Below are 25,160 nucleotides of genomic sequence, written 5' to 3' on the forward strand. Positions count from 1 at the left end.
TCGGTTGTTTAGAAGGAGGAAGGTTTATGGCGGACAAGTCAGAACGTTCAAAAGAGATAGAAGTAGAAATTACATTAGATGATGCAAAAAAATTCCTACAAGAAAAGGCAAAAACAGAGGGTGAAATTTCTATGAAAGAAATTTCAGAGAAACTAACACCTTATGAATTGGAAAACGAAGAAATTTTCCATTTTGCTGAGGATCTTGAAAAGCATAAAGACATTCAAATTATTGGAAAAGAAGAATTTGAAGAAGAAAGTCTAATGAAAGAAGAAGCAAACGAAGAGACTTTCGACTTAAATGATTTGAGTGTACCACCGGGTGTTAAAATCAATGACCCTGTACGGATGTATTTAAAAGAAATCGGTCGAGTTGATTTACTATCTGCAGAGCAAGAAATCAAACTTGCTGAGCGTATTGAACAAGGTGATGAAGAAGCACGTAAACGTCTTGCAGAAGCAAACTTACGTCTGGTAGTATCTATCGCTAAACGTTATGTAGGTCGTGGAATGCTATTCCTTGATTTAATTCAAGAAGGGAATATGGGGCTGATTAAGGCTGTTGAAAAATTTGATTACCGCAAAGGTTTTAAATTCTCTACTTACGCTACATGGTGGATTCGTCAGGCTATTACGCGTGCGATTGCAGACCAAGCACGTACCATTCGTATTCCGGTTCATATGGTCGAAACCATTAATAAATTAATCCGTGTACAACGTCAACTTTTACAAGATCTTGGCCGTGAACCTTCGCCAGAAGAAATTGGTGAAGAAATGGATCTAACACCAGAAAAAGTACGCGAAATTTTAAAAATTGCTCAAGAACCAGTATCTCTTGAAACACCGATAGGAGAAGAAGATGATTCTCATTTAGGAGACTTTATTGAGGATTCTGAAGCACAATCTCCATCTGACCATGCAGCATATGAATTGTTAAAAGAACAGCTAGAAGATGTCCTAGATACTTTAACAGACCGTGAAGAAAACGTACTTCGTTTACGTTTTGGTTTAGATGATGGTCGTACACGAACTTTAGAAGAGGTAGGTAAGGTTTTTGGCGTAACACGTGAACGTATTCGTCAAATTGAAGCGAAAGCTTTAAGAAAATTACGCCACCCTTCTCGTAGTAAACGTCTAAAAGACTTCTTAGAATAATTTAAATAGATGGAGCTATCCAACTAGTGTAAAAATACCTAGTTGGATAGCTCCTTTTTTATACCATTGAAAAGGTAATTAGCCTCGATATTCCGCAAACTTGTTTTCGCTAATAATAGATAATTAGAATGAAGGAAATGAGAGATTTGCTACTTTATACAGATGTATTTCCCAAAAGTGTGAGATAAAATTGTAATACAACCATTATTAAGCAATGTTTGGAGCTAACATTATGACGAATCCCCGGAAAAAAATTATTCTCAATGAAATTCTGTTTTGGAAGCAAAATAAACTATTACCAGAGCACTATTGTGACTTCTTAGCAGCTCTTTATACAGAGGGGGCTGATATAGAGGAGTTAGAACCTGTGCAAGATCCTAAACAAGCGATTTTACCATCTGAAAAAAGAAAAATGATACTTCTGATAGCAAGTCTATGTATCGCCATAATAGCTGTTTTGGCAATCTATTTTACAATAAAATCATTCACATTGATTTTAACCGTTGTCATAGGTATTAGTGCATGTATATTATTTATCGTTGCGTTTCAAATGGCGCAAAAGAAACATCTACTAGCTCCTATATATCATTTACTTGCCGCTATCCTATTATTTAGTATGTCTATACGTTTGTGTACTACATATTTTAGTGGAGATAATATCGTTTTATTTTGCTTGATTGCCGCCAACTGTCTTATTTGGCTTTGGTCAGGTATTAAAATGAAGCTCCTTTATTTCACGGTCTCCGGTGTTTTAGGATTACTAGCACTGATTGGCTACTATATCATAAATTTATAGTAATTTTTTGCACTTATAAATGATTGACATTTGCACACTACTTCCATGGTGTGCAGATTTTTTTATTTTTTTAGTATATGAATGTATGCAACGGGTATGATAACAGTATGAAAAAAAAGCTATGAAATTGACCAAAATTTGGTGTTTGCAAGACATATTTTATCCAATAGATACAGAAATGTCGAATTTGTTACAAACAAAGGAAAACTTAGCGAATAGGGCTTTTCGTTTCTTTGTTAATGAAGTACAATATTAGATGTTGACTGATTCTATATTATAATAGAAGTAGACTTAAAATGAGGAGGGGAAACTTATGAAAAACAATCCAGTCGTTCCTTACATCTTAATTCTGGCATTTGGTATTGGTCTTATTTTCTTCATGTCTTTACAAGGTGCAGATAACAAGAAAGAAATTGCTGCTGAACAAGAGGGCGGTGGCGAAACTACTGAAACTACAGACGCAAATGCTGACGGTGCAGCACTAGTACAATCTTGTATCGGTTGTCACGGTGGTGATTTAACTGGTAGTATGGGTCCAAACCTACATGGCTTAGATGAAGCCCGTATCGTTGAGGTTTTAACAAAGGGTATCGAAGGTACTCCGATGCAACCAAACATGAAAACTGAAGCAGAAGCAAAAGCTATTGCTGAATACATTTCTACTTTAGAATAGTATGACTGACAAGTAGCTGTACTGAAATAGTACAGCTACTTTTTAAATGCAAAAAATCATGAAATGGGGTTGTCCACATGAGTATTGTGAGACAACTCCATTTGTTTTTTTTCACGACATCCTCCATACTAGTAATGGACTCTATTTAAGGTAGGCGGTATAAAATGAACGCACAAAAACTTTCGAAACGATTAGAAACTGTAGCAAAATTTGTTCCCACAGGAGCGGTAGTAGCGGATATAGGTAGTGACCATGCCTATCTACCCTGCTATTTAATTCATCAAGGAGTAGCTTCTTCAGCGATAGCTGGGGAGGTAGTAGCTGGGCCCTATGAATCCGCAGTGGGACAAGTACAAAAAGAAGGATTACACCATGAAATTACGGTACGTCTCGCAGATGGATTAGCCGCAATAGAATTAACTGACCATGTGGATACAGTAACGATTGCAGGAATGGGCGGTCCCTTAATTGTCTCTATTTTAGAGAAGCATCCTGAAAAGCTGCAAGGTGTTACACGTCTTATTTTACAACCCAATATTCATGCCAAGGTGATCCGTGAATGGGCTTTAGCACATAATTGGGCTATTCTCGATGAAGAGATTTTAGAGGAAGATGATAAAATCTATGAAATTCTTGTGTTGCAAAGGGCACAAATGGAGCTTTCGACAGCAGAGATTTTATTTGGTCCAAAACTAAGCACACGTAAAGCACCAGCGTTTGTAAAAAAATGGACGCGTGAAAAAGAAAATTGGCAACGTGTATTACTATCCATAAAAGATGCAGAACAAACACCTGAAATTGAAGAAAAACGTGCAGAGTTATTGGCTCTTATTCAATTAGTAGAAGGAGTTTTGTAAATGAAGACGGTAAACGGTCAAGAAATTATTCAAGTGTTCGAATCATGGTCACCTAAAAAACTGGCTTGCATGGAGAATGATCCTATTGGTTTAGCGATTGGTACACTCAATAAACCTGTTAGCAAAGTATTAGTCACTTTAGATGTCAATGAAGCTGTTGCGAATGAGGCCATTGAAAAAGGATGTGAGCTAATCATTGCTCATCATCCTCCTATTTTTAGACGTCTCGCAAATATTCGTACAGACCATCCAGCAGGGCGATTATATGAAAAGCTTATAAAACATGATATCGCTGTTTATGCGGCGCATACAAATTTAGATGTAGCTGAAGGTGGAGTCAATGATTTACTTGCAGATGCCCTTCAGCTACAGGACCGTACGATACTAGAAGAAACTTACTCAGAACATCTTTTAAAGCTTGCTGTTTTTATCCCGTCTGCAAATGCTGAGGATTTACGCGAGACGCTAGCAAAGGCTGGAGCAGGGCGCATTGGAGAATATGAAGCATGTAGTTATACAACTGCCGGAGAAGGGCGTTTCCGGGCGTTAGCAGGTGCAAATCCATTCGTTGGCACTATTGGTGAATTACATGTTGAAGAGGAAGTTAAGGTAGAAGTCGTATTTCCTGAATCCATCAAAAACCGCGTTTTAAAGGCCATGCTTATTAGCCATCCTTATGAAGAGCCAGCCTATGATGTAATTCGTCTTGATCAGCAAACGAATAGTATGGGATTAGGGCGTGTAGGTTACTTATCTAAGGAAATGACCTTACAACAATTCGCAGAGTACGTGAAGCAGCAGCTACAGGTTCCAGCGGTTCGTGTCGTAGGTGATTTACAGTCAAAGATTAAGAAGATTGCACTGGTTGGTGGAGATGGTAATAAATATATTTATGCAGCAAAACGTGCAGGGGCAGATGTTTTTTTAACGGGAGATATGTACTTCCATACAGCACAGGATGCCCAAGCAATAGATCTGCAAATTGTCGATCCAGGTCATCATGTCGAAAAAGTGATGATTGCAGGAGTAGCGGAAAAAATGACGAAGCTATGTGCGGATAAAAAATATGAGGTTGAATTTGTACAATCAACAATCAATACAGAACCATTTTTATTTGTGTAAGCGAGGGGAATAGATGTGACTAATGAAAGACCTGCTGGCAATAAGGCTGGTAAACTGTGGATTATAATCGGTTTATTTATCGCTGTTTTTGGTATAGGCATGACGATTATGACGAATATGATGAATGAAAAGAAAATGGATGCCATGACCGAACAATGTGAAGATGATGGCGGTCAAGCCATTATATCAAAGGAAAAAAACTTCCTTTCCACGAGTTATTCATTTGAATGTAAACAATAATAAAAGGTTGAACATTACTAGGGACTGAACCTCATAAGTAAGACAGTCTCAAAAAAGCATCACCCAACCAGTTTCCGATCATTAATTGGAGACTGGTTGTTTAATTTCAATTGAATTTGAGTATTGTTATAATCTCTTACGGTTTGAACTACAATGCGTTGTAGTTCGAGTTAATCTGTCGAGATAAAACGTTTCTGCTTTGAGTGTCGCATGAAACGATTCAATGGGGGGATTATCAGCGGGCGTTCCTTTACAGGACATGCTCATGGTAATGCCCTTTGCTTGGATTGCTTGTTGGTACGCTGCTGAAGTATAAACCGACCCCTGATAGCTGTGTAAAGATAACCTTGCTAACCCGAAGGGGGTCAGTTCACTAGGTAGTGTTCAGCCTTTTTGTATGCAAAGAATAGATAGAAAATGATAAGATGAGCATGAAATCAATTAGTAGAAATGGAGAGATAGGCCTTGTTTATTCGTTTATCTAAAGAGCAGCAAGAAATGATTCTAGCTGATATTCAGCGATTTTTCTATACTCATCGTGATGAAGATATTACTGAATTTGAAGCAGAACGTGTGTTAGATTTTATCAAGGAAAATATCGCCCCATATATTTATAACGCAGCAGTATCTGACGCAAAATATGTAGTGGAAAGACAATTTACCTCCATGGAAGAAGAATTAGAGGCACTGGAGCAGCCCATTAAATTAAAGTAAGCTAGTAAAAAAAGCCTCAAATTTTAATAATTGACAGAAAATAAAGAAATATGGTAATTTAATTTTGAATTAAAGATTATTTAATTCGAAATATTACTAGCGACTACAACATAAAGGTCATGAATAATACTGTATGTACCTGACCAAAATGGTTACGAGTGTTGTTTGGCGTACAGGGAATGACGATGATTCACACAAAATGAATGGGAAAACGAGGAGGATCATATGTTAAAAATCGGTATTATTTTAGGAAGTACGCGAGAAGGTCGTGTTAGCCCACAAGTTGGAGCGTGGGTAAAGGAAGTTGCTGAAAAACGTCGTGATGCGGAATATGAAATAATTGATATCGCTGATTTTAAATTACCGTTTCTTGGTGAGCCGGGAGGAGATACTTCTGGAGTAGCTATATGGTCAGAGAAAGTAGCCGCATGTGACGGCTTTGTCTTTATTGTGGCTGAGTATAACCATTCAATCACAGGTGCACTAAAAAATGCATTAGACTTTTTACGAGTAGAATGGAACAATAAAGCCGCAGGTATCGTTTCCTACGGTTCAGTTGGAGGAGCACGTGCTGCGGAGCATTTACGAGGAATTCTAGGAGAATTACTAGTTGCTGATGTGCGAGTTCATCCTGCTTTATCTTTATTTACTGATTTTGAAAACGGCTCGGTCTTTAAGCCAAAAGTGGTGCAGGCAGATTCCGTCCATCAAATGTTAGATCAGCTAATTCCTTGGTCAACAGCTTTAAAAACAATTCGTTCTTAATTTTGAGGCAATATGCACTTTGTATGTGCATATTGTTTTTTTATAAAATGTAAGCTTATCAGTAAAAAATCAACAGACTAAATTTCTCCATTAATTGTCCTTTTACATTAGTAAGAGAACAGTTGATGGATTTTTTTTATTTAAAGAAAATTTTAAATATTCTTTTAATTTAAAAAATTATATGATACTATTAAAAAAAATACACTAATACTTCAAATAAATATAGTGTAGTCAAAAAAAGAGGTGGCAATTTGTCAGAAATTCATCAAACCATAAAAAAAACAAGAATTGATCAAGGCATGACATTAAAGAATTTAAGTGAAAAAACAAACTTATCGATTAGTTTTCTTTCGCAAATAGAAAGGGGGTCATCTTCACTGGCTATTACATCTCTAAAAAAAATAGCTGATGCATTTGGAGTTCCAATCACCTACTTTTTCGAGTCTGATTCAAATAATACGTATGTTGTAAAAGAAACTGATCGCAAACCATTTAAATTAGAAGCATCCTCAATAGAATATACACGACTTAATGGACTTTTTAGTGGAAGAAATCTTGAACCGTTGCTTGTGAAGCTGGCCCCAGGTCAAATGGATAAAAACCAAGAATCGAGTCATCCAGGGGAAGAGTTTTATTACGTATTAAAGGGTGCTGTCCTATTTAAGGTTGATGGGCAAGAATATTTTCTTAGAGAAGGTGAAACAATTCATTATCCTTCTGAAGTTCCACATTCATGGGAAAATCCTCTGAATGAAGAAAGTATTGTTTTAAGTGTGTTAACGCCAGTGATTTTCTAAAAAAAGTGGAAGGTTGGGTGGATGAAATGAGAGTAGCAACAGATATTGGGGGTACATTCACAGATTTAGTATATGTTGATGAACATGGAAACTTCGGCTATGAAAAAAGTAATACAACTCCTCCAAATTTTGAACAAGGAGTCATTGATGTTATTAAGAAAAGTGGAGTGGATCAACAGCATTTAGAAATGTTTATCCATGGCACAACAGTTATTATCAATGCTTTAACTGAGCGCAAAGGAGCAAAAACGGGTCTAATTACAACTAAGGGGTTTAGGGATGTGTTGGAAATTGCCCGTGGAAATCGACCTGATTTATTTAATGTTAAATATCAAAAACCACAGCCATTTGTAGAACGATATTTACGCAGAGAAGTAACTGAAAGACTTAATTATAAGGGACAAGTATTAGCAGCTCTAGAAATTAATGAACTAGAAGAAATAGTTGAATATTTTAAGAAGGAAAAGGTTGAGGCCATTGCAATTTCTTTTTTACACTCCTATGTTAATAACGAGCATGAAAAAGCAGCTGTAGAAAAAATAAAGGAATTGTGGCCAGAAGTTCAGGTAACCGCTTCCAGTGAAATTACACAAGAGTGGCGTGAATATGAACGCACTAATACAGCAGTTTTAAATGCTTATGTACAACCAACTGCAACAACTTATATTGATAGACTTGAACAAAAATTACAAGATACTATTGTTATAGAGCAAAGTTATATTATGCAGTCAAATGGTGGTACAACTAAATTTGATAATGCGAAGCGTTTACCAATTAATATGGTAGAATCAGGTCCAGTTGCTGGTATTTTAGGTGCAGCGGTACTCGGTGAATTACTAGGAGAACAAAATATTATTGCTTTCGACATTGGTGGAACAACAGCAAAATGTTCATTGATTGAAAATGGCGAAGTAAAAGTTTCTACAGATTACTATATCGAAAAAGATACTCGACGTGCAGGTTATCCAATTAAAACACCAGTTGTTGATATTGTTGAGATTGGTAACGGTGGAGGTTCCATTGCATGGATTGATGGTGCAGGTTCATTAAAAGTAGGGCCTCAGTCAGCGGGTGCTCGACCAGGTCCAGTTGCATATGGCCAAGGTGGAACAGAGCCGACTACAACGGATGCAAATTTATTAACTGGTAGATTATCACCAAAGAACTTTGATTATGAGGTGAATTTAAACAATGTAAAAAATGCAGTTGAAGAAAAAATTGGGAAACATTTTCATATGTCTGCTGAAGAAGCTGCACTGGGAATTATTCGTATTGCAAATTCCAATATGTTAAATACTCTAAAGTTGATTTCTATTCGTAAAGGTCATAACCCTCAAGACTTTACCATGATTGCATTTGGTGGTGGAGGTTCCATGCATGCACCTGCTTTAGCTTTGGAATTAGGTGTTAAAAAGGTTATTATTCCAATTGCTTCACCAGTGTTTTCCGCATGGGGGATGCTCATGACAGATTTACGTCATGATTATATTCAAACATACATTAAACGTATGAATGATCTTGATTTAACAAAAATGAATTCAATATGGGTAAATATTGAACGTCAGGCATTCCAACACTTCCAGGAAGAAGGCATGGATCAAGGTAATGTATTTTTCCAACGCTATGCAGATATGCGTTATCTAGGCCAGGAGCATACTGTAAAGGTACCTGTAGAGGGCGGTGAATGGAATCAACGAGTGTTAGAAAAAGCAATTGCAGATTTTAATTTATTACATGAAAAGAATTTTACATTTAAACTACCAGAAGCGGAGACAGAAATCGTTAATATTCATGTGACGGCCTTTGGGAAGGTTGGTAAACCTAAATTAAAAACGATTGAGCGTCAAACTAACTTACAAGATGCATTAATAGAACAACGCAATGTTTATTTTGAAAATGATGGCTGGGTTAAAACAAATATATATGATCGTGAACTTTTACCTATTGAAATGAAGATAAATGGTCCTGCTATTGTGGAAGAAAGAGCTGCAGCTACCGTCATTTATTATAATCAATCACTCTATATAGATGTTTATGGAAATATTGTCATTGAGAAGGAGGAAGCGTAATGACTGCAATTAATCCACATATTGATCCATTTACTTTAGAAATTGTGAAAGATGCGCTGCTATCTGCAGGAGATGAAATGTTTGTAGCTTTAGCACGAACTTCAATGAGTCCCATTATTTATGAAGTGCTGGATTATGCGAGTGGCTTAACAGATTCAGAAGGTAATTTATTAACTCAGGGTAATGGTGTGACAGGTTTTATCGGCATGCTTACATTTATGGTAAAAGAAACATTAAAAAAATATCCAGGAGATAAATTAAAAGAAGGAGATATCATTATAATTAATGACCCTTATCAAGGGGGTGGTTCACACCTTTCAGATGTTGGACTCGTAATGCCAATTTTTTATAAAGGTCAATTAATTGCTTTTTCAGCTAATAAAGCTCATTGGACAGAAGTTGGAGGGAAGGATCCAGGTTCATTTACTAATGATTCTGTTGATATATTTCAAGAAGGGCTACAGTTTTCATGTATCAAACTTTATGACGAAGGTAAATTGAATGAAGCAATTGTTGAAATAATACGTTCAAATGTGCGGTTCCCAGATTTATCTTTAGGAGATATGTTTGCACAAGTTGCAGCTCTTCGAACAGGAGAAAAACGAGTAAGGGAACTGTGTGATAAATACACTTTAGCTACAATATTGGCAGCAATTGAATATCATTTAGATCATGGAGAAGCAATGGCCAAGCAGGAGCTTGCAAGCTTACCTAAAGGAGAATTTTACGCTGAAGATTTTATTGATACAGATGGGATTGGTAACGGACCATTTCCAATAAAAGTGAAAGTGACAATATCAGACGATGAATTTATTTGTGATTTTAGAGGAAGTTCTCCTCAAGTACCTGGACCAATGAATTGTTCCTATACAGGTTTAGCATCAGCTGTACGTGCAATTTTCTTAGCTATTACAAATCCAGCGCAGGATGTAAATGATGGTGTGTTTAGACCATTAAAAATAATTGTTGATCCTCAATCAATTATGTCCGCGGAAAGACCAGTACCTGTGTCCAATTATTTTGAGACCTTGCTTGGTAGCTTGGATTTAGTATGGAAAGCTTTGGCACCGCATATACCGAGTCGATTAACTGCTGGTCAATTTTTATCCGTTTGTGCTGTAACGTTAAGTGGTACACATCATGATACAGGAGAGCCTTTTTTAATTGTTGAACCATCTGTAGGTGGATGGGGTGGTGGAAACGATGCTGATGGAGCCTCTGGTCAATTCTGTTTTTCGGATGGGGAAACGTATAATGTGCCAATTGAGGTAGCAGAAACTCGCTACGGTGTGTTAATTGATGAATATTGTTTAAGAGAAGATAGAAATGGAGCAGGCGCAGGAGAATACATTGGCGGTAAAGGAGTAATCAGATCCTATAGAGCCATGACGGATAATCAAGCAGTAACTGTGACCTTTGGTAGGAATAAATTTTTACCATGGGGGATTGACAATGGACATGAAGGCTCGCCGAATGAATTTTATGTAAAAAAAGCGAATGGCCAGGTGGATGGACCGTTCGGTGTCTATCCAAGGTATAAACTAAATAAAAATGATGTGGTTCAATTAATGACTGGTACGGGTGGAGGCTATGGAAATCCACTTAAACGTACAGCGGAACAGGTAGCGCATGATGTGAAAAATGGCTATTTTTCAAAAAAAGAAGCAGAAACTATTTTTCATGTTCTTGTAGATGAGTCAGACTACAGTTTTGAAGAAATGCCAGAAAGAAATCACGTGGTAAAGGGAGAATAACCTATGATTATTAAAGAAGTGTCACAGAGAGATATTGTTCAACAGAACCTATTTCAAGACAAATACAACAATAGCCAAATAAAATTTGGCTTTGTCAAAATAAAACCAGGGGAGCGATTACCACTAGAAGGGACAACCTCTCATTTAGAAAATGAGTACTCCTTTATTGTAAAAGGTACTTTAACAGGTGAATCGGGTGGGGAAAATTACCGAATTTCACAAGGGGAAGCTTCCTATATTCCTGCTGGAGAACCTCATTGGTGTAAAAATGATAGTGATGAAATGGTTGAACTGATCTATGCGTTATTAGATATAAGATAAAGAGATTTAATAGGAAACAAGCTATGAATGAACACATACAGTAAGGGAGGTTAGGTAAATGAAAAATGAAGTCAACACAGAAAAAACATCTATGCTTGGGAAAGATCCTGCATTAACACCAATACCAGAGAATGATCGCCAACATTGGATTACACCAACGATGATATTTGGAGGGCTTGAATTTACGATTCCTGTTTTAATGGTTGGAGCAAGTTTATCAGCTAGTTTCGGATTAGGTAAGGTATTTTTAATTTTGATTATTGCTTTATTTGTTTTTCAATGGCTTGGTAATGCATTACAAGGATATATCGGAGCTAAAACCGGACTACCTTCTTCAGTAATTGCTAAAACAAGCTTTGGAACGGTTCAAGCTAAGTTAATAGTTGGATTGACAATATTTATTGTTTCACTTGGCTGGTGGGCATTACAAACGGCTGTTGCTGGGAATGCCATTGCTGCCATGTTTGGGATTGATTATAAACACGACTGGCTAGCTTGGGCAATAGTTACGACAGTGGCAGGTCTTCTTTTTGCTGCACCTTCAATTATTGGCTATGGTTCAATGAAGTGGACAGATTATTTAGCAGTACCGTCGGGTTTATTGTTAATTGTTGGTGGTATTTATTTAGCATTAAAAAATACAGGCTGGCAGACTATCACATCTTGGAGTCCTGAACCATCGATGACCATAATGGCAGCTATTAGTCTTGTAATTGGTGTCAATGTGTCACAATGGGTAATTGCTTCTGACTACACCCGTTATGCAAAGCCGACTTGGAAAGACAATTTTATTATTCCAAGTGGGATAGTTTTAATTGGATTCCCTCTATTTATTGTAGGAGCTATCATGTCTGTGGGTGTGGGAGAGCCAGATATCGTAAATGTTATGATGAATTTAGGTTTTCCAGTTTGGGGTTTCCTCATCTTATGGTTAGCTACTTGGACATCTCAATTGGTTAACAATTACAGTATGGGATTAGCGTTAGCCAATGTTTTAAATGTGACATCAGGTAAGGGTCGTGCGTTACTCACATTTATTGGTACGATAATTGCCATAATCATTGCTTTAATGGGCATTCTAGATTACTTTACAGACTTCCTGTATTTAACGGCTTTGCTTTATCCAGCAATAGCAGGTGTTATGTTTGCAGACTTCTTTTTCATCCGTAAAAAACAATGGGTTGAAATAAAAGGATGGAATTGGATGGCTACGATTGCAGTTGTTGCAGCTGTTATGATTGGGTACTATTTTCAATATGTAAATCCAATGGGCTTACCTTCAGTACTATCTTTATTTGTTTCGATCGTGGTTTATTTAATCGCAATGAAAGTAAAGAAACAAGTGGCCCCAGATCAATTTACAGGAAACAATCTTACAAATTAGATATACGTTTAAAGCTATTGGTTGAAGTTTTTCCTTGAGTAATTATTACCTTAACATCAAATACATGGATTATAAGACAGCCGCTTTCAGCTATATTCACAGCATGGAAGCGGTTGTTTTTGTTTGGATCATTCCTATTAATGTTCGATTTCTTCGATAACCTTTTCTTTCAAATCTGCATCCATAGAGGATAGCTTGACCGTATTTGAGAGACGTTCCTTTAATTCCTTATCCGTCATAATGCCACGTTCTTTTAAAATTTGTACGAGTAGATTCAAGGTCATAATATTTTTAATTTCCGCTGCTTTTGCATCCATATAAAACCCTCCAAAAATATAGAATTACTACCCCTTTAGTGTACTCCTATTTTAGAATCATGACACAGAAAGGACAAAACATAGCAAATTTATTTCGTGTTCCGGAATATGTGAGAGAAATTTAGCAATACCAGAAATGGTCCATAGCATAGTAACTATAAAACAGTGATAGAAAACGGTGAATATTGTATTTGCAGAGTTCATACCTTCCTAACAGGGGGGATTTCATGTGAAACGGATTGGAGTCGTTACAGGATTAATGCTGGTCATTATCGCGATCATCATCCTGTTTAATAAATATGTAGATGGCAAGCCTGTGGAAGCGAATATCGAGAAAGGTCCAATTATTACGAAAGAAGAGCTGAGTTTATCACTATTGAAAGATAAGCTCCTTGAAAAATACGTTGGTATTGATGTTAAAACAACTGCGGACAAGGAATTGGTCATCCAAATTGTAGGAGGAGAAGAGTATGTACAGTCGGTTAAAAAAGACATGGAGGCTATTGCTAAAAGCGCTTTAAAAACTTCGGCATTAAAGGATTATTCCATTGTTTTTGAAAGATGGGAATTTACTACTTTGCTCGATGGTAATAAAACGATAGGCAATGATATTAATCTATTAATCGAAGATTTAATTAAAGGGTTACAGGCATTTGATGTATATGAATACTTAATACTAGAGAATCGTACAACCATTACGATTCAAACAACTATAAATGGTGACAATGAGGAGGCACTTCAATTAGCGACTAAGATGGAAGGGGCAGTAAAAAAGATTGTCCAAACAAATGTGAATCAAAGTGATTCCTATATCATTCATATACTAAATGAGGAACGAGAAAAAATTAATTGAAAAGCATCGAGACTATAATCTAGATGCCTTCCTTTTTGCTAGGTAATTTATTTATGGGAATCTACATTAATTATTCATGGCAAATAGAGCTTGATAGAGTGTTGCCAGTAGTGCAACAAAGTGCATGTCGTCAGCTTGGAAAAGTTTAAACATAAGTCCCGTCCGTATGAGCTCAGTCTCTATTGGGCTTGCACTCGCAATTTTCACATCATTACAATATAAATAGGCGGTAGAAGTAAAATCCTTCTCAAAACGAAATGCCAAGTTGTCCATTGTAAAGGTGTAAGAGGATTCTAATAATTGAACTGTTTTTCGGACAATCGGTATGATGCTACCATCAGGCATAACGAGCTGATGACTAACCCCTTTTGTTAATAGAGTAGATTGTACTTGAAAAAGCGGGGCACCTAGAGTTGTACGTGTTTCATAACGATAGGGTAAAGTTTGCTGTGTCGCGACTAATAATACGGCGTTTAAAACTTTTCCAGTAGAAGAACGTTCTACTTTTTGAAGCATACACACTGTTTCGTTGTGTTCATTCATAATTGGAATAGCGGAAAAGCTTTTAAAGCCCTTTGGATAGGTAAGTGTAAATGTTGCCATAAAGAACCTCCATTCATTATATATACGAGTAGGTCATCCAGGAGGTTTCACAAAATGACAGAAGGGGAAGTTTTGAACTATCGATTTCAAACAATTACACAAGAACAAGCAGAAGATATTGCCTATAACTGGCATTATAATGGCGACTATTCTTTCTATGATATGAAGGCTGATCAGGAGGATTTACAAGCATTTCTCAATACGAATATAAGAGGGAATTCTATTTTTGCTGTCACAACAAAACACGAATTAGTTGCTTATTTTAGCATGATGACCATACCTATATGCAAGGAAATGGTGGTGTCTATGAATTTCTAAAAATGGACTATATAAAGGCTACTAAAGAGAGACAAGTATCTCGCTTTCAGTAGCCTTTTTAACTATTTAAGATTGCGCGATTTGACCTGAGAGAGCCCGCTTTTCCTGCTCTGTGTCAAATTCCTTCTCCATTTTTGAAACGACCACTGTCGCCACACCATTACCAATTAGATTGGTAACAGCTCGGGCTTCGGACATGAATCGGTCAACCCCGATTAATAATGCAATCCCTTCTACGGGAATCATCGGGAATGCCGCTAATGTAGCAGCAAGTGTGATAAACCCAGAGCCGGTTACGCCAGCAGCCCCTTTAGATGTAAGCATTAGAATGGCTAGTAATGTGATTTGATGCCAAATATCTAAATCAACCCCGTAAGCTTGGGCAATAAATATAGCTGCCATCGATAAGTATATGGATGTTCCATCTAAGTTAAACGAATAACCTGTTGGTATAACTAGTCCCACAACTTGTTTAGAACAGCCGTAGTTTTCTAATTTACGCATCATGGAAGGCAATGCTGATTCAGAAGAAGATGTACCAATCACGATGAAAATTTCATCTTTAATGTATTTAATAAATTTAAAAATACTAAATCCAAAGTAGCGTGTAATGGCCCCTATAATAACAACGATAAAAATAAACATTGTGATATAGACGGATAGCATTAAAAATCCTAAGTTGCCAAGAGATTTAAGTCCAAAGTTTCCGATTGTATAACTCATGGCACCAAATGCGCCAATAGGAGAAACTTTCATGACCATATTAACGATTTTAAAGAAGATATCCGCAACTTGCTCAAAAAATTTAATAACTGGTTTAGCTGGTTCTCCAATCGCTGCTGCTGCTAAACCAAATAATACGGCTGAGAATAAGACAGGTAATAATTCACCATTTGCGAGAGCACCCACAACATTATCAGGGATAATTTGCATAATAAATGCACCCAGACCGTGCTCTGCCGCCGCCGCGTCTGTATATTGAGAGACATCTGCTCCATTGGCAGCTTCCGTATTAAAACCTTTACCTGGTTTTACAATATTGACAACTATAAGTCCAATCGCTAAGGCAAATGTGGAAACAATTTCAAAATAGATTAAGGCTTTTCCCCCAATTTTCCCTACCTTTTTGACATCTCCCATACTACCAATTCCAATTACAACTGTTAAGAAGATAATTGGTGCTATTAACATTTTAATAAGTTTAATAAATATATCCGCTAATATTTTTAGCTTTGCTCCAAATTCTGGGAACGTAGCACCTACTATAATTCCTAGTACAATAGCAATCAATACTTGTACTGTTAAGTTTTTGAAATTTATACGCATATAATTCTCCCCCTACAACATCTATGAAGATTGTGTGAACGCTTTCATGTCGTTATCATAGCTGAAATTTTCCGACAATAGTTTTTATGACCGTAATGTTTCTATTGTTCATTTTGTTCATTTTTCAATGATAGGGATGGTAAATGCAGTAATAGCAATGGTTTTAAGCTGTTTTATAGTAGTTTTGATTTTTCGGAATCTATTATAATACAAAAGAAAAGATCCCTACGAAAAGTAAGGATCTATCATTAATGAACAAAAGTATTAGGGTGCAACAATTTTTTCAATCTCCGTCAAAATGGAATCATTTTGTAGTTGAGCCCTATAAAAATCATAGACAGGGGCGAGTTGCTCCTTAAAGCGCTGTCTTTCCTTGAGACTCATTGTAGAAACATCAAAATCATCTTGCTGTTTGAGCTTTAACATATCTTGTTCATTCATACGGGCAGCCTGTTCAAACTGCCAATCTGTTGTTTCCTTCATAGCCTCCACTAATTGATGTTGAATTTTCACGGGTAGGGAATCCCAAAAGTTTTCATTCATTAATACCGCATATCCTAAAATACCATGCTGTGTGATGGTCATATGTTTTTGAACCTTGTAGAAGCCTTTTGAATAAATATTTGACGCTGTATTTTCCTGTGCATCAATGGCATGTTTCTCTAGGTCTGTATAAACCTCACTAAAGGAAATCGGGATAGGTGTTGCTTTCAATACTTCAAATTGCTTTTCCAATGTTTTGCTAGGCATTGTGCGGATGCGTAAACCCTGTAAATCTTCAAATGTATGAATGGGGTGATCAACAGAGGTTAGATGTTTAAAGCCGTTGTACCAAAAGCCAAGTCCTTTAATATGAATAGCTTCTAGCTCGTTTAATAATTGATCACCTATCGTTCCTGTCAGAACTTCTTGTACTTCTTCATTTGTATTAAACAGGTAGGGTAAGTCAAGAACTTGCCAATTCGGTACATACGTGGTCATTTTAGAAAAGGTAGGGATAATCATTTCGACTTCTCCCTTTTGCAAAGCTTGAAACTCATTTTCATCATTAAATAAAGAGGAATTGGAGTAAACATGTACTTTGACCTTCCCTTTTGTCTTTTCTTCTACTAATTCAGCAAATTTATTGGCAGCCTGTCCTTTTGGCGTATTTTCAGCTACTACATGACTTAAATGGATGGTAATCTGTGTGTCTAATCCCTTCTGCTCATCATCGTAGGGAAGCGGCTTAGCAAAAAGTAAACCTTGTTGAACACTAATAGTGATCACTAAAATTAAGACAGTTACAATCGTTCCAATAATAAATTTTTTCATTGAATACACCCAATTAATTCGTATTTTCTATTGTTTTTGTTATTCTAACATATGGAGTAAGCTAAAATATAGTAGGGGGGAGGCGAGCATCTTGAAATTTCAGAAGTTATCGATGCAAAGAAAAATTATGTCGCTAACTTTTTTTATTCTTATGCTTTCCTTTAGTATTGGTGGTACTTTTTTGTTGGGATATGTAATGAATGAGCAAAAGAGCAAGCTTAGTGACCAAGCGTTACTAGTCGCTAAAACAGTCTCGCAGCTTCCCGAAATCAAAACCTATATTGCCCATGAAAACATGGAAATGGCCATACAACATATTAACCCTGTAGTTGAAGAAATCCGAGATATAAATGGTGCTCAATATATTGTTGTTTTGGATACGAAAAGACGGAAATATTCTCACCCTAACAGGGAGGAACTTGGAAGCATTTCGCAATCGGCTGATTTAAATGCCGCTTTTTCTGAACATTATTATACATCAATCGCGCATGGGGAGCATGGTAACATGGTTCGCGCGTTTGTACCAATCATGAACAATCAAGGACAACAAATAGGTGTTACGGTCGTTGGATATAGTGTTTTGACGGTGGCGGAATTACTGCAATCGATGCAGACCGAGCTTATCATTACGTTACTATTATCACTAATCTTTAGCGTATGGGGTGCGCGAACATTAGGGCTTCATATGAAAAAGCAAATGTTTGGATTAGAGCCCCATGAAATTGCCAAAATGTATGTTGAACGAACGGAAACCTTTAATGCGATGCATGAAGGTATTATTGCCATCGATAATGATTTGACCATTACCATTTTTAACGAGAAAGCCTGTGTAATACTTGGGGTTCACGAAAAGCCATCCAAATTAATTGGTCAGAAAATATTTCACGTCCTACCGGATACAAGGCTACCTGAAATTTTAGAGCTTGATCAGCCACTATTTAACCGTGAGCTATATATAAATGATCATAGTATTATGAGTAATCGTATCCCCATACAGGTAAATGGAGAAACTGTGGGAGCAGTGGCTATGTTTAAAGATCGTACAGAAGTGAAAAGGCTTGCTGAAGAACTGACAGGAGTACGAGCATTTGTCCAAGCGCTTCGTGTTCAAACTCATGAACATAAAAATAAATTGCATACGATAGCTGGGCTTTTACAACTTGGACATCATGATCAGGCATTATCCTACTTGACACAGGTAAAGGAAGAACATGATGAAATTACTAACTTTTTAAATGAACGCATTAAAAATGAAAATATTTCAGGGCTATTGCTTAGTAAAATTTCCTATGCCAAAGAACAAGGGATTCGATTGGAAATTGACCGTGAAAGTCGCTTAACATCCTTTCCACCTAATTTAGATCATCATGATTTCGTCATTCTATTTGGGAATTTAATAGAAAATGCCTTTGATGCATTAAGGGATACTCAGGTGGAGGAGAAGGTCATTCATGTTTCTGTCGATGAGGATGAGGATGTATTAGCCATTCTTGTGACGGATAATGGTGTTGGCATGACAGATGAGATCAAGAGTCATATTTTTGACAATGGCTATTCAACAAAAGAGAAAAATTACCGAGGCATAGGGCTATTTTTAATAAAAGAGATTGTTGAAAAAGGACAAGGTGATATCGAAGTCATCAGTGAACCAAATAAAGGGACTAGTTTTTTAATAACGTTTTACTATGCGTAAGCATTAATTTGGAATGGAGGGCTGATAGTGGTAAAAATTAAGGTATTATTAATTGAGGATGATCCAATGGTGCGTGAGGTAAATCGACAATTTATTGAAAAGGTAGATCAATTTCAAGTGATTGGACAAGCATCAAATGGCTTAGATGGGGTTACGCAAATTCGTCAACATCAGCCTGACTTAGTATTTATGGATATATTTATGCCGGAGCAAGATGGCATCACTAGTTTACGTAAAATACGCGAGCTGGACTTACCAGTAGATGTCATCACTGTTACGGCTGCGAATGATATGGACACGGTGAAACAAGTACTACACCTAGGTGTCTTTGATTATATTATGAAACCCTTTTCGTTTGAACGTGTCAAAGGGACCCTAGAAAATTATTTACACTTTAAAAAACAAACGCAAACGGAACGCGAGCTAACACAAGGCGAATTGGATCAATTATTCCATTATCGCGATGGGCAAAAACCTTTGGAACAGACTATCTTGTTACAAACAGAAAAAAACCTTCCGAAAGGCTTTAATCGTACAACCCTTGATAAGGTGGTGCACTTTTTGCAATCGGTAGATGGCGCATCAGCAGAAGATGTAGCGAGTGGGGTCGGGATTGCCCGAGTTACAGCTAGAAGATATTTAGATTATTTAGAGAAACAGGAAAAAATTACGATGGATGTCCATTATGGTGGAATTGGTCGTCCGATAAACTATTATTTTAGTAAATAAAGAAAAAAATCCTGATTGTCATAATAGCAATCAGGATTTTTTATCGTCATTTATGGGGCATAATCTTATCGACTGGTTTAGGTGTTTTAATCTTCGGTAGAATTTTATCTAATGTCACCGTACGTTTGATAACATGTGTGGATGGATCATTTTCATCAAATTGGTCCAAGAATGAAATGACCTCTTTGACAATAGGTGTTGGTGTTGAAGCTCCTGCTGTAACAGCAACTTTATTAATTCCTTTTAACCAATCTATTTTAAGCTCTGAAACGTCCGCAATACGATAGGAAGGTGTTCCAGCGATTTCAACAGAAACTTGCGTTAAACGATTGGAGTTATTCGATTTAGGGTCGCCTACAACAATCAATAGATCCGCTTCTCCTGCCTGCTGAGCGACAGCTTCTTGACGGACTTGAGTAGCTAAACAAATCTCTTTGTGTACCTCAATATGTGGGAACTTTTCTTTTAAACTATCCATTAAATGGGCAACATCCCATTGGCTCATTGTCGTTTGATTTGTGACAAGCAACTTATCATTCGTTAAATTTAACGAATCAATATCATTGGAAGATTGAACTAAATGGACATGATCAGGTGCAACGCCAATGGCACCCTCAGGTTCCGGATGTCCTTTTTTCCCAATATAAATAATATCATAGCCTTCTGCAGATTTTTCACGAATTAAATCGTGGGTAACTGTTACATCAGGACATGTAGCATCAATGGACACTAGGCCTTTACGCTTCGCAATGTCACGAATTTCAGGTGAAACACCATGTGCTGTGAAAATCACAGTACCAGATTCAACTTGTTCGATAATTTCTAAGCGATTATCGCCGTCTAAAGTGATGATACCATCTTCTTCGAACGCGTCTGTGACATGTTTATTATGGACAATCATTCCTAAAATGTAGATAGGTCTTGGTAATGTTTTATCGAGTGCGGCGTTTCGTGCGATGACCATCGCATCAACAACACCGTAGCAATAGCCACGTGGATTAATTTTTAATACTTGCATGGTTGTGACTCCTTTCAAGCTTTACCTATCTACATTATAACGGACAGGGGCGGCGAATACAAAGAAACGTTCATTTACATGGGTGGCTGGAAAATACGTGGTTTAGATGGAATTGGTTCAGGAGGCGAAAATGATGCTGATGTATTTTGCCTCGCTGATCGTTTATTTCCAGCAGCAGCCTTGCTTTCACTGCCTCCACGATCAGCGCCAGCCGCTCCGCCTCCCGTCGAAGGTAGTCCTTGGAATCCTTTATATAGTTTTAATAAGGACGGTATATTTTTAACCATTGGCATCGCTTGTTGGATATATGGTGTATAAGTTTTAGCGGAATTAAATAGACTGTTTGCTTGTTGTAAGAATGAACCGATTTTAGATGGTTCTTGCACAGGTGGCATCGGCATTTGTCCTCCAAAGGAACCTATTCCATTTGCCATTGGAAAGCCGCCTGGAATTCGTGGTTGAGCAGGGAAGCCTCCAGGCGGGAAAAAGGACTGCGGTGACATCTGTGGTGGTGTTGGCATGGGCATTCTCATGCCACCGGGATACATAGGGTATGGATAAGGTGGTCGAAATACCATAATGATCTCCTTTCTACTTGTTTTTCATTGATGACATACCTGATTATAGCTATGATATGCAGAGGCTAATGGGAGGGTGCGATAATTTATAAGACGAATTCATCCATGAAAGAGCAGAAGGGCGAATAAGCCTTCTGCTACAATTCTCCTATCTTATTCATCTTCATGATAGCGAAGCATTCGATAGCCGACTCGCACATGTGTCTGTATTAGTTTAGGCTGTGCTGGGTCATCTTCTATCTTTTTTCGAAGTGTCGCCATAAACACTCGTAAACTTGGAATATCTGATTGCAGAGCGTTGTGCCAGATTTCCTTTAAAATAAAATTATGGGTTAAAACTTTCCCAACATGCTTGGATAAAACAACTAAAAGTTTATATTCAATAGGTGTGACATGTATTTCCTTTCCATTCACTAATACCGTTTGATCTACGTAATTAATTTGAAGATAGCCATTGGTAAAAGTTGCATTTTCCTGTTCAGGTGGATATTCATACGCTGCTCTTCTTAAGGCAACACGAATTCTTGCTAATAATTCTTCCACACTGAATGGCTTTGTGACATAATCATCTGCACCTGCATCCAGAGCGTTAATTTTGTCATATTCTTCTCCGCGCGCACTGACGACAATAATGGGCGTTTGCGTCCAACTTCTAATTTTTGTAATAAGCTCTACACCATCTATGTCCGGTAGTCCTAAATCTAAAATATAAACATCTGGTTTCATGGTAATAGCCTTTTGAAGTGCGCTGTTCCCATCTTGGGCAATGTCGAATTCATAATGCTGGGTAGCTAATGTCATTTTAATTAAATTGGCAATGGCCACATCATCTTCTACTACAAGAATTCGTTTATTCATCAAATTTCTTACTCCTTTTTCAGTGAAAAGTTAAAAATGGTTCCTTGAGGTTTATTATCAGAAACAGTTATCTGACTACCATGTAATTTTAAAATGGTTTGACACAGTGCTAAGCCTAAACCGAGCCCTCGTCTACTATCACTGCGTTGTACCTTGCCAGTTGTAAACGGCTCAAACAAGCTACTTTTTAAGGAATCATCAATTCCTGGTCCATTATCTGAAATACTGAAGTTTACTAAACCATCACATTCCTTCACCAAAATAGTTATATCACTGCCTGGAGGGGTGTAAGTCAATGCATTATCGATGATATTGATGAAAACCTGTATCATCAATCTAGCATCCATTAGGCTTAGCAAAAATTCTGGTTCTATTTGATAAGATATTTTATGTGAACTGTTTTGGTGAACAACATGGGAAAGAGCCTCCTGAATGATATCTTCTACTAATTCCAACTGCATTTCTAAAGCAAATTGTCCATCCTCTAGCCTAGAAACAGCTAATAAGTTTTCTACCATTTGTACAAGCCATTTCGAATTATTAAAAATATCCTCATACAATTTGTTTTTTTCAATATCGGGTATTAATGGTGCGTTGTTCAGTAAGATATCCGCATTTCCAGAAATAGCAGTGAGTGGTGTTCGAAGGTCATGGGATATTGCCCGTAAAAGGTTAGCACGCATCTGTTCCATTTCAGCTTCTCGCGCTACTTCTTCATGGAGCTTCTGTAAATACCATTTATCCATCGCGAATGAAAAATCATTAATGATAGCGTGTAAAATATTTCGTTCAAATGCAGGTAATGGTAGTAGTTTAGACAGTGCAATACCAATCACCCCTCTAACATTTCCATTAGAAATAACGGGTATATAGTAAGCATGTACTTCAGGAAATATATCAGTAGATACACCCGCTACATGCTTATTATTCGTCACCCAGTTCACAACGCCATGCTCGTTTGGGTTATTGAAAAGCGTAGCTATTTTTTGATTTTCAATCGTAGATATTTTGTCGTTACGAAAAAAAGTAGATTTCCCAATTACCCGATTGTCTATTTCAAAAAATTGCACAGGTTTTTCTACTAATTTGACAATTTGAGACATACCTTCCGTAATAATTTCCTCAATTGACTTCGCATGTTGGAGTCTACGATTTGTTTCAAGGAGTACTTCCATTCGATAAGATTTCCGTATAGCTATAATCGTTTGCTCCTTGATCTTCTTCGTTAAGCTACTTGTAATTACTCCAGAAAGAAACATGATAAAAAAAGTCATAGGATAGTCACGATGATACGCATCAAATGAAAACCGTGGTTCAGTAAAAAAATAATTAAAAAGTAAGACAGCAACGATGGAACTAATGATGCTCATGAGCCAACCTGATGACCATATAGCAAGAATGAGAACACCTAGAATATAAATGGTTATAATATTTGGCTCACTAATACCAATTGAATATAAATATAAGCCGACTATGGATATTACGCTAAATACAATAAACATTTTAAAAAGATCCAGCCATTCAAATGCCAGTTTATTTTTTATACGAGGAAAGTAAAATTGTTCATTTTCTTGATCAGGTACTATGTGTATAGATAAGTTGGGCACATATTCATTCAGACGGTCACTAATTTTCGCGTTAGGCTGCCACCATTTTTTTCTCATACTTGATCGACCGATGACAAGTTTAGTAACACCACTAATTTGAGCATAGTTGGCAAGGGCTGCAGCTATGTCATCCTCTTGAACAATGACAACATGACCGCCAAGCTGTTCTACTAGCTTGATATACTGTTGTAGGCGTTCAGAATCAGCATGATTTCTTTCATGCGCCTGCGTGTTTTGAACATAAAGAGCGGTAAATTTGCCATGTAATGCTTGAGCAAGCCTTGCAGTAGTCCGAATCACTTTTCCATTTGTAGGAGAACTACTTATACCTACAAGTAAGTGTTCTTCGATTTGTACATAGTTTCTGACAGATTCATTACTGTTTAATTGTTGATAGTTGATGGTATCGGCTGTTCGCCGTAATGCGATTTCCCGTAGCGATACTAAATTTTGCTTACGGAAAAATGAATCTAAAGCTTTCTCTGCCTGTTGTTTGACATATACCTTCCCATCTTGCAGACGTTGAATTAATTCGTCTGGTTCAATGTCGACAACCTTTATTTGCGCGGCTTGATCGATTAAATAATCAGGAATACGCTCCCGCACTTTAATCTCAGTGATTTCTTCCACTAAATCATGAAGACTTTCAATATGTTGAATATTTACAGTTGTAAAAACATGAATTCCTTTAGCAAGTAGTTCTTCAACATCTCCAAAACGCTTCTTGTGTCGCATTGATGGAACATTAGAATGGGCCAATTCATCAATCAGGACAATTTCTGGTTTGCGCTGCAATACCGCATCTATATCTAATTCCTGAAAAATTTTCCCCTTATAGGTTATTTTCTTTGTAGGGATTTGCTCAAGTCCTTCTAGTAATGCTAACGTTTCTGGACGAGGGTGCGGTTCCACATAGCCAACCACTACATCTTTACCGAGTTTTTTCGCCTGATGTGCCGCATCCAACATAGCGTAAGTTTTACCTACCCCAGCAGCATAGCCGAGAAAGATTTTTAATTTCCCTATAGAATGTTCCTCCTGTTGAAGCCTCGCAAGAAACATCTCTGGAGTTGGACGTGTATTTTCCATCCTCTTTCACCTCATTTGTATTATAGCCTTAACTTTCATAAAGAAAGTGTAAAGATTTTACTTCTTTATCCTTTCTTAATAGAAAAGAAGATTTCCTAACACTACATTAATTTGAAAGTCAGTATGATGAGAGCATCCTTAAGGAGAAGGGGTGTTACGATTGATGGATTTTTTTATGATGGGCTTATTGATTATAAGCTTCGCTTGCGTT

The 25,160-nt window shown here is 37.1% G+C and carries 25 protein-coding genes and 1 pseudogene; 17 read left to right on the top strand and 9 right to left on the bottom strand.

Annotated features, from left to right (window positions below; genetic code table 11):
• Positions 1–26 precede the first annotated feature (26 nt).
• The 6 genes from rpoD (at position 27) to ACOZBY_RS07415 (ending at position 4,842) form a co-directional block, all read left to right on the top strand.
• The gene (gene rpoD, locus ACOZBY_RS07390) at positions 27–1,154 is read left to right on the top strand and encodes an RNA polymerase sigma factor RpoD (protein WP_012295242.1); all 1,128 of its coding nucleotides are present in this window, start codon (positions 27–29) and stop codon (positions 1,152–1,154) included.
• 232 nt (positions 1,155–1,386) lie between these two features.
• Positions 1,387–1,950 carry a hypothetical protein gene (locus ACOZBY_RS07395; RefSeq protein WP_036162150.1) on the top strand — a complete coding sequence of 188 codons (564 nt, stop codon included), beginning with the start codon at positions 1,387–1,389 and terminating at the stop codon, positions 1,948–1,950.
• A gap of 313 nt (positions 1,951–2,263) precedes the next feature.
• Positions 2,264–2,623 (top strand): cytochrome c550, encoded by a 360-nt coding sequence (cccA, locus tag ACOZBY_RS07400; protein WP_012295240.1) that lies wholly within the window; start codon positions 2,264–2,266, stop codon positions 2,621–2,623.
• Positions 2,624–2,787: 164 nt separating this feature from the next.
• Positions 2,788–3,480: a tRNA (adenine(22)-N(1))-methyltransferase gene (locus tag ACOZBY_RS07405; protein ID WP_031417022.1), complete on the top strand. Its 693-nt coding sequence runs from the start codon at positions 2,788–2,790 to the stop codon at positions 3,478–3,480.
• Complete coding sequence (locus ACOZBY_RS07410; RefSeq protein ID WP_031417021.1) at positions 3,481–4,602, top strand: Nif3-like dinuclear metal center hexameric protein; 1,122 nt, start codon at positions 3,481–3,483, stop codon at positions 4,600–4,602. It begins immediately after the preceding gene.
• Between the two features lie 15 nt (positions 4,603–4,617).
• Positions 4,618–4,842 carry a hypothetical protein gene (locus ACOZBY_RS07415; protein WP_012295236.1) on the top strand — a complete coding sequence of 75 codons (225 nt, stop codon included), beginning with the start codon at positions 4,618–4,620 and terminating at the stop codon, positions 4,840–4,842.
• 59 nt (positions 4,843–4,901) lie between these two features.
• Here the strand turns inward: ACOZBY_RS07415 and ACOZBY_RS07420 are convergent.
• Positions 4,902–5,181, bottom strand: a pseudogene (locus tag ACOZBY_RS07420) (IS3 family transposase); the annotation flags it as partial.
• Positions 5,182–5,307: 126 nt separating this feature from the next.
• On the opposite strand from ACOZBY_RS07420, the gene ACOZBY_RS07425 reads away from it, so the two are divergent.
• From ACOZBY_RS07425 to ACOZBY_RS07455, 7 genes are all read left to right on the top strand, one after another.
• Complete coding sequence (locus ACOZBY_RS07425; protein ID WP_012295235.1) at positions 5,308–5,556, top strand: DUF2164 domain-containing protein; 249 nt, start codon at positions 5,308–5,310, stop codon at positions 5,554–5,556.
• Positions 5,557–5,781: 225 nt separating this feature from the next.
• A complete protein-coding gene (locus ACOZBY_RS07430; protein ID WP_422761909.1) occupies positions 5,782–6,321 on the top strand; it encodes an NADPH-dependent FMN reductase in 540 nt (179 codons plus the stop codon).
• Between the two features lie 251 nt (positions 6,322–6,572).
• Entirely contained in the window at positions 6,573–7,118 is a 546-nt protein-coding gene (locus ACOZBY_RS07435; RefSeq protein WP_422761911.1) for a helix-turn-helix domain-containing protein, read from the top strand.
• A gap of 26 nt (positions 7,119–7,144) precedes the next feature.
• A complete protein-coding gene (locus ACOZBY_RS07440; protein WP_036216920.1) occupies positions 7,145–9,187 on the top strand; it encodes a hydantoinase/oxoprolinase family protein in 2,043 nt (680 codons plus the stop codon).
• Positions 9,187–10,941, top strand: coding sequence for a hydantoinase B/oxoprolinase family protein (locus ACOZBY_RS07445; RefSeq protein ID WP_198695408.1), 1,755 nt, complete (start codon positions 9,187–9,189; stop codon positions 10,939–10,941). The genes ACOZBY_RS07440 and ACOZBY_RS07445 overlap by 1 nt, the downstream gene beginning before the upstream one ends.
• Positions 10,942–10,944: 3 nt before the next feature.
• On the top strand, positions 10,945–11,262 hold the full coding sequence (locus ACOZBY_RS07450) for a cupin domain-containing protein (RefSeq protein ID WP_036216908.1): 318 nt from the start codon (positions 10,945–10,947) through the stop codon (positions 11,260–11,262).
• Between the two features lie 58 nt (positions 11,263–11,320).
• Positions 11,321–12,646 (top strand): purine-cytosine permease family protein, encoded by a 1,326-nt coding sequence (locus tag ACOZBY_RS07455; RefSeq protein ID WP_036216906.1) that lies wholly within the window; start codon positions 11,321–11,323, stop codon positions 12,644–12,646.
• 137 nt (positions 12,647–12,783) lie between these two features.
• Here ACOZBY_RS07455 and ACOZBY_RS07460 read toward each other — a convergent pair whose 3' ends face one another.
• Positions 12,784–12,963 (bottom strand): hypothetical protein, encoded by a 180-nt coding sequence (locus ACOZBY_RS07460; RefSeq protein WP_012295233.1) that lies wholly within the window; start codon positions 12,961–12,963, stop codon positions 12,784–12,786.
• A gap of 229 nt (positions 12,964–13,192) precedes the next feature.
• Between ACOZBY_RS07460 and ACOZBY_RS07465 the strand changes: the two genes are divergently transcribed.
• Positions 13,193–13,816 (top strand): hypothetical protein, encoded by a 624-nt coding sequence (locus ACOZBY_RS07465; protein ID WP_012295232.1) that lies wholly within the window; start codon positions 13,193–13,195, stop codon positions 13,814–13,816.
• A gap of 66 nt (positions 13,817–13,882) precedes the next feature.
• On the opposite strand, the gene ACOZBY_RS07470 is transcribed toward ACOZBY_RS07465, so the two are convergent.
• The gene (locus tag ACOZBY_RS07470) at positions 13,883–14,419 is read right to left on the bottom strand and encodes a tubby C-terminal domain-like protein (protein ID WP_012295231.1); all 537 of its coding nucleotides are present in this window, start codon (positions 14,417–14,419) and stop codon (positions 13,883–13,885) included.
• A gap of 54 nt (positions 14,420–14,473) precedes the next feature.
• On the opposite strand from ACOZBY_RS07470, the gene ACOZBY_RS07475 reads away from it, so the two are divergent.
• Positions 14,474–14,737 carry a hypothetical protein gene (locus tag ACOZBY_RS07475; RefSeq protein WP_051890904.1) on the top strand — a complete coding sequence of 88 codons (264 nt, stop codon included), beginning with the start codon at positions 14,474–14,476 and terminating at the stop codon, positions 14,735–14,737.
• A 66-nt stretch (positions 14,738–14,803) separates the two neighbouring features.
• On the opposite strand, the gene ACOZBY_RS07480 is transcribed toward ACOZBY_RS07475, so the two are convergent.
• Both ACOZBY_RS07480 and ACOZBY_RS07485 read right to left on the bottom strand, forming a co-directional pair.
• Positions 14,804–16,063, bottom strand: a complete 1,260-nt coding sequence (locus tag ACOZBY_RS07480; protein ID WP_012295229.1) for a dicarboxylate/amino acid:cation symporter — start codon at positions 16,061–16,063, stop codon at positions 14,804–14,806.
• A gap of 264 nt (positions 16,064–16,327) precedes the next feature.
• Positions 16,328–17,377 (bottom strand): TRAP transporter substrate-binding protein, encoded by a 1,050-nt coding sequence (locus tag ACOZBY_RS07485; protein ID WP_012295228.1) that lies wholly within the window; start codon positions 17,375–17,377, stop codon positions 16,328–16,330.
• Positions 17,378–17,489: 112 nt separating this feature from the next.
• Between ACOZBY_RS07485 and ACOZBY_RS07490 the strand changes: the two genes are divergently transcribed.
• Entirely contained in the window at positions 17,490–19,070 is a 1,581-nt protein-coding gene (locus tag ACOZBY_RS07490) for a sensor histidine kinase (RefSeq protein ID WP_031417016.1), read from the top strand.
• A gap of 27 nt (positions 19,071–19,097) precedes the next feature.
• Complete coding sequence (locus ACOZBY_RS07495) at positions 19,098–19,799, top strand: response regulator (RefSeq protein WP_012295226.1); 702 nt, start codon at positions 19,098–19,100, stop codon at positions 19,797–19,799.
• 46 nt (positions 19,800–19,845) lie between these two features.
• On the opposite strand, the gene ACOZBY_RS07500 is transcribed toward ACOZBY_RS07495, so the two are convergent.
• From ACOZBY_RS07500 to ACOZBY_RS07515, 4 genes are all read right to left on the bottom strand, one after another.
• Positions 19,846–20,817: a 4-hydroxy-3-methylbut-2-enyl diphosphate reductase gene (locus ACOZBY_RS07500; RefSeq protein ID WP_012295225.1), complete on the bottom strand. Its 972-nt coding sequence runs from the start codon at positions 20,815–20,817 to the stop codon at positions 19,846–19,848.
• A 74-nt stretch (positions 20,818–20,891) separates the two neighbouring features.
• Positions 20,892–21,395: a VrrA/YqfQ family protein gene (vrrA, locus tag ACOZBY_RS07505; protein WP_036162144.1), complete on the bottom strand. Its 504-nt coding sequence runs from the start codon at positions 21,393–21,395 to the stop codon at positions 20,892–20,894.
• 153 nt (positions 21,396–21,548) lie between these two features.
• Positions 21,549–22,253: a response regulator gene (locus ACOZBY_RS07510; protein ID WP_012295223.1), complete on the bottom strand. Its 705-nt coding sequence runs from the start codon at positions 22,251–22,253 to the stop codon at positions 21,549–21,551.
• Positions 22,254–22,261: 8 nt separating this feature from the next.
• Positions 22,262–24,949, bottom strand: a complete 2,688-nt coding sequence (locus ACOZBY_RS07515) for a DUF4118 domain-containing protein (protein WP_422761916.1) — start codon at positions 24,947–24,949, stop codon at positions 22,262–22,264.
• Positions 24,950–25,160: the final 211 nt, after the last annotated feature.

The sequence above is a fragment of the Lysinibacillus sp. NPDC056220 genome (assembly GCF_049315265.1).
Classification (GTDB): Bacteria; Bacillota; Bacilli; order Bacillales_A; family Planococcaceae; genus Lysinibacillus; species Lysinibacillus pinottii.

What these genes read in the sequence shown, in the direction of transcription:
- rpoD (WP_012295242.1), top strand. Translation starts at nt 27, where the DNA reads ATGGCGGACAAGTCAGAACGTTCAAAAGAGATAGAAGTAGAAATTACA.
- ACOZBY_RS07395 (WP_036162150.1), top strand. Translation starts at nt 1,387, where the DNA reads ATGACGAATCCCCGGAAAAAAATTATTCTCAATGAAATTCTGTTTTGG.
- cccA (WP_012295240.1), top strand. Translation starts at nt 2,264, where the DNA reads ATGAAAAACAATCCAGTCGTTCCTTACATCTTAATTCTGGCATTTGGT.
- ACOZBY_RS07405 (WP_031417022.1), top strand. Translation starts at nt 2,788, where the DNA reads ATGAACGCACAAAAACTTTCGAAACGATTAGAAACTGTAGCAAAATTT.
- ACOZBY_RS07410 (WP_031417021.1), top strand. Translation starts at nt 3,481, where the DNA reads ATGAAGACGGTAAACGGTCAAGAAATTATTCAAGTGTTCGAATCATGG.
- ACOZBY_RS07430 (WP_422761909.1), top strand. Translation starts at nt 5,782, where the DNA reads ATGTTAAAAATCGGTATTATTTTAGGAAGTACGCGAGAAGGTCGTGTT.
- ACOZBY_RS07440 (WP_036216920.1), top strand. Translation starts at nt 7,145, where the DNA reads ATGAGAGTAGCAACAGATATTGGGGGTACATTCACAGATTTAGTATAT.
- ACOZBY_RS07445 (WP_198695408.1), top strand. Translation starts at nt 9,187, where the DNA reads ATGACTGCAATTAATCCACATATTGATCCATTTACTTTAGAAATTGTG.
- ACOZBY_RS07450 (WP_036216908.1), top strand. Translation starts at nt 10,945, where the DNA reads ATGATTATTAAAGAAGTGTCACAGAGAGATATTGTTCAACAGAACCTA.
- ACOZBY_RS07455 (WP_036216906.1), top strand. Translation starts at nt 11,321, where the DNA reads ATGAAAAATGAAGTCAACACAGAAAAAACATCTATGCTTGGGAAAGAT.
- ACOZBY_RS07460 (WP_012295233.1), bottom strand. Translation starts at nt 12,963, where the DNA reads ATGGATGCAAAAGCAGCGGAAATTAAAAATATTATGACCTTGAATCTA.
- ACOZBY_RS07470 (WP_012295231.1), bottom strand. Translation starts at nt 14,419, where the DNA reads ATGGCAACATTTACACTTACCTATCCAAAGGGCTTTAAAAGCTTTTCC.
- ACOZBY_RS07475 (WP_051890904.1), top strand. Translation starts at nt 14,474, where the DNA reads ATGACAGAAGGGGAAGTTTTGAACTATCGATTTCAAACAATTACACAA.
- ACOZBY_RS07480 (WP_012295229.1), bottom strand. Translation starts at nt 16,063, where the DNA reads ATGCGTATAAATTTCAAAAACTTAACAGTACAAGTATTGATTGCTATT.
- ACOZBY_RS07485 (WP_012295228.1), bottom strand. Translation starts at nt 17,377, where the DNA reads ATGAAAAAATTTATTATTGGAACGATTGTAACTGTCTTAATTTTAGTG.
- ACOZBY_RS07490 (WP_031417016.1), top strand. Translation starts at nt 17,490, where the DNA reads ATGCAAAGAAAAATTATGTCGCTAACTTTTTTTATTCTTATGCTTTCC.
- ACOZBY_RS07500 (WP_012295225.1), bottom strand. Translation starts at nt 20,817, where the DNA reads ATGCAAGTATTAAAAATTAATCCACGTGGCTATTGCTACGGTGTTGTT.
- vrrA (WP_036162144.1), bottom strand. Translation starts at nt 21,395, where the DNA reads ATGGTATTTCGACCACCTTATCCATACCCTATGTATCCCGGTGGCATG.
- ACOZBY_RS07510 (WP_012295223.1), bottom strand. Translation starts at nt 22,253, where the DNA reads ATGAATAAACGAATTCTTGTAGTAGAAGATGATGTGGCCATTGCCAAT.
- ACOZBY_RS07515 (WP_422761916.1), bottom strand. Translation starts at nt 24,949, where the DNA reads ATGGAAAATACACGTCCAACTCCAGAGATGTTTCTTGCGAGGCTTCAA.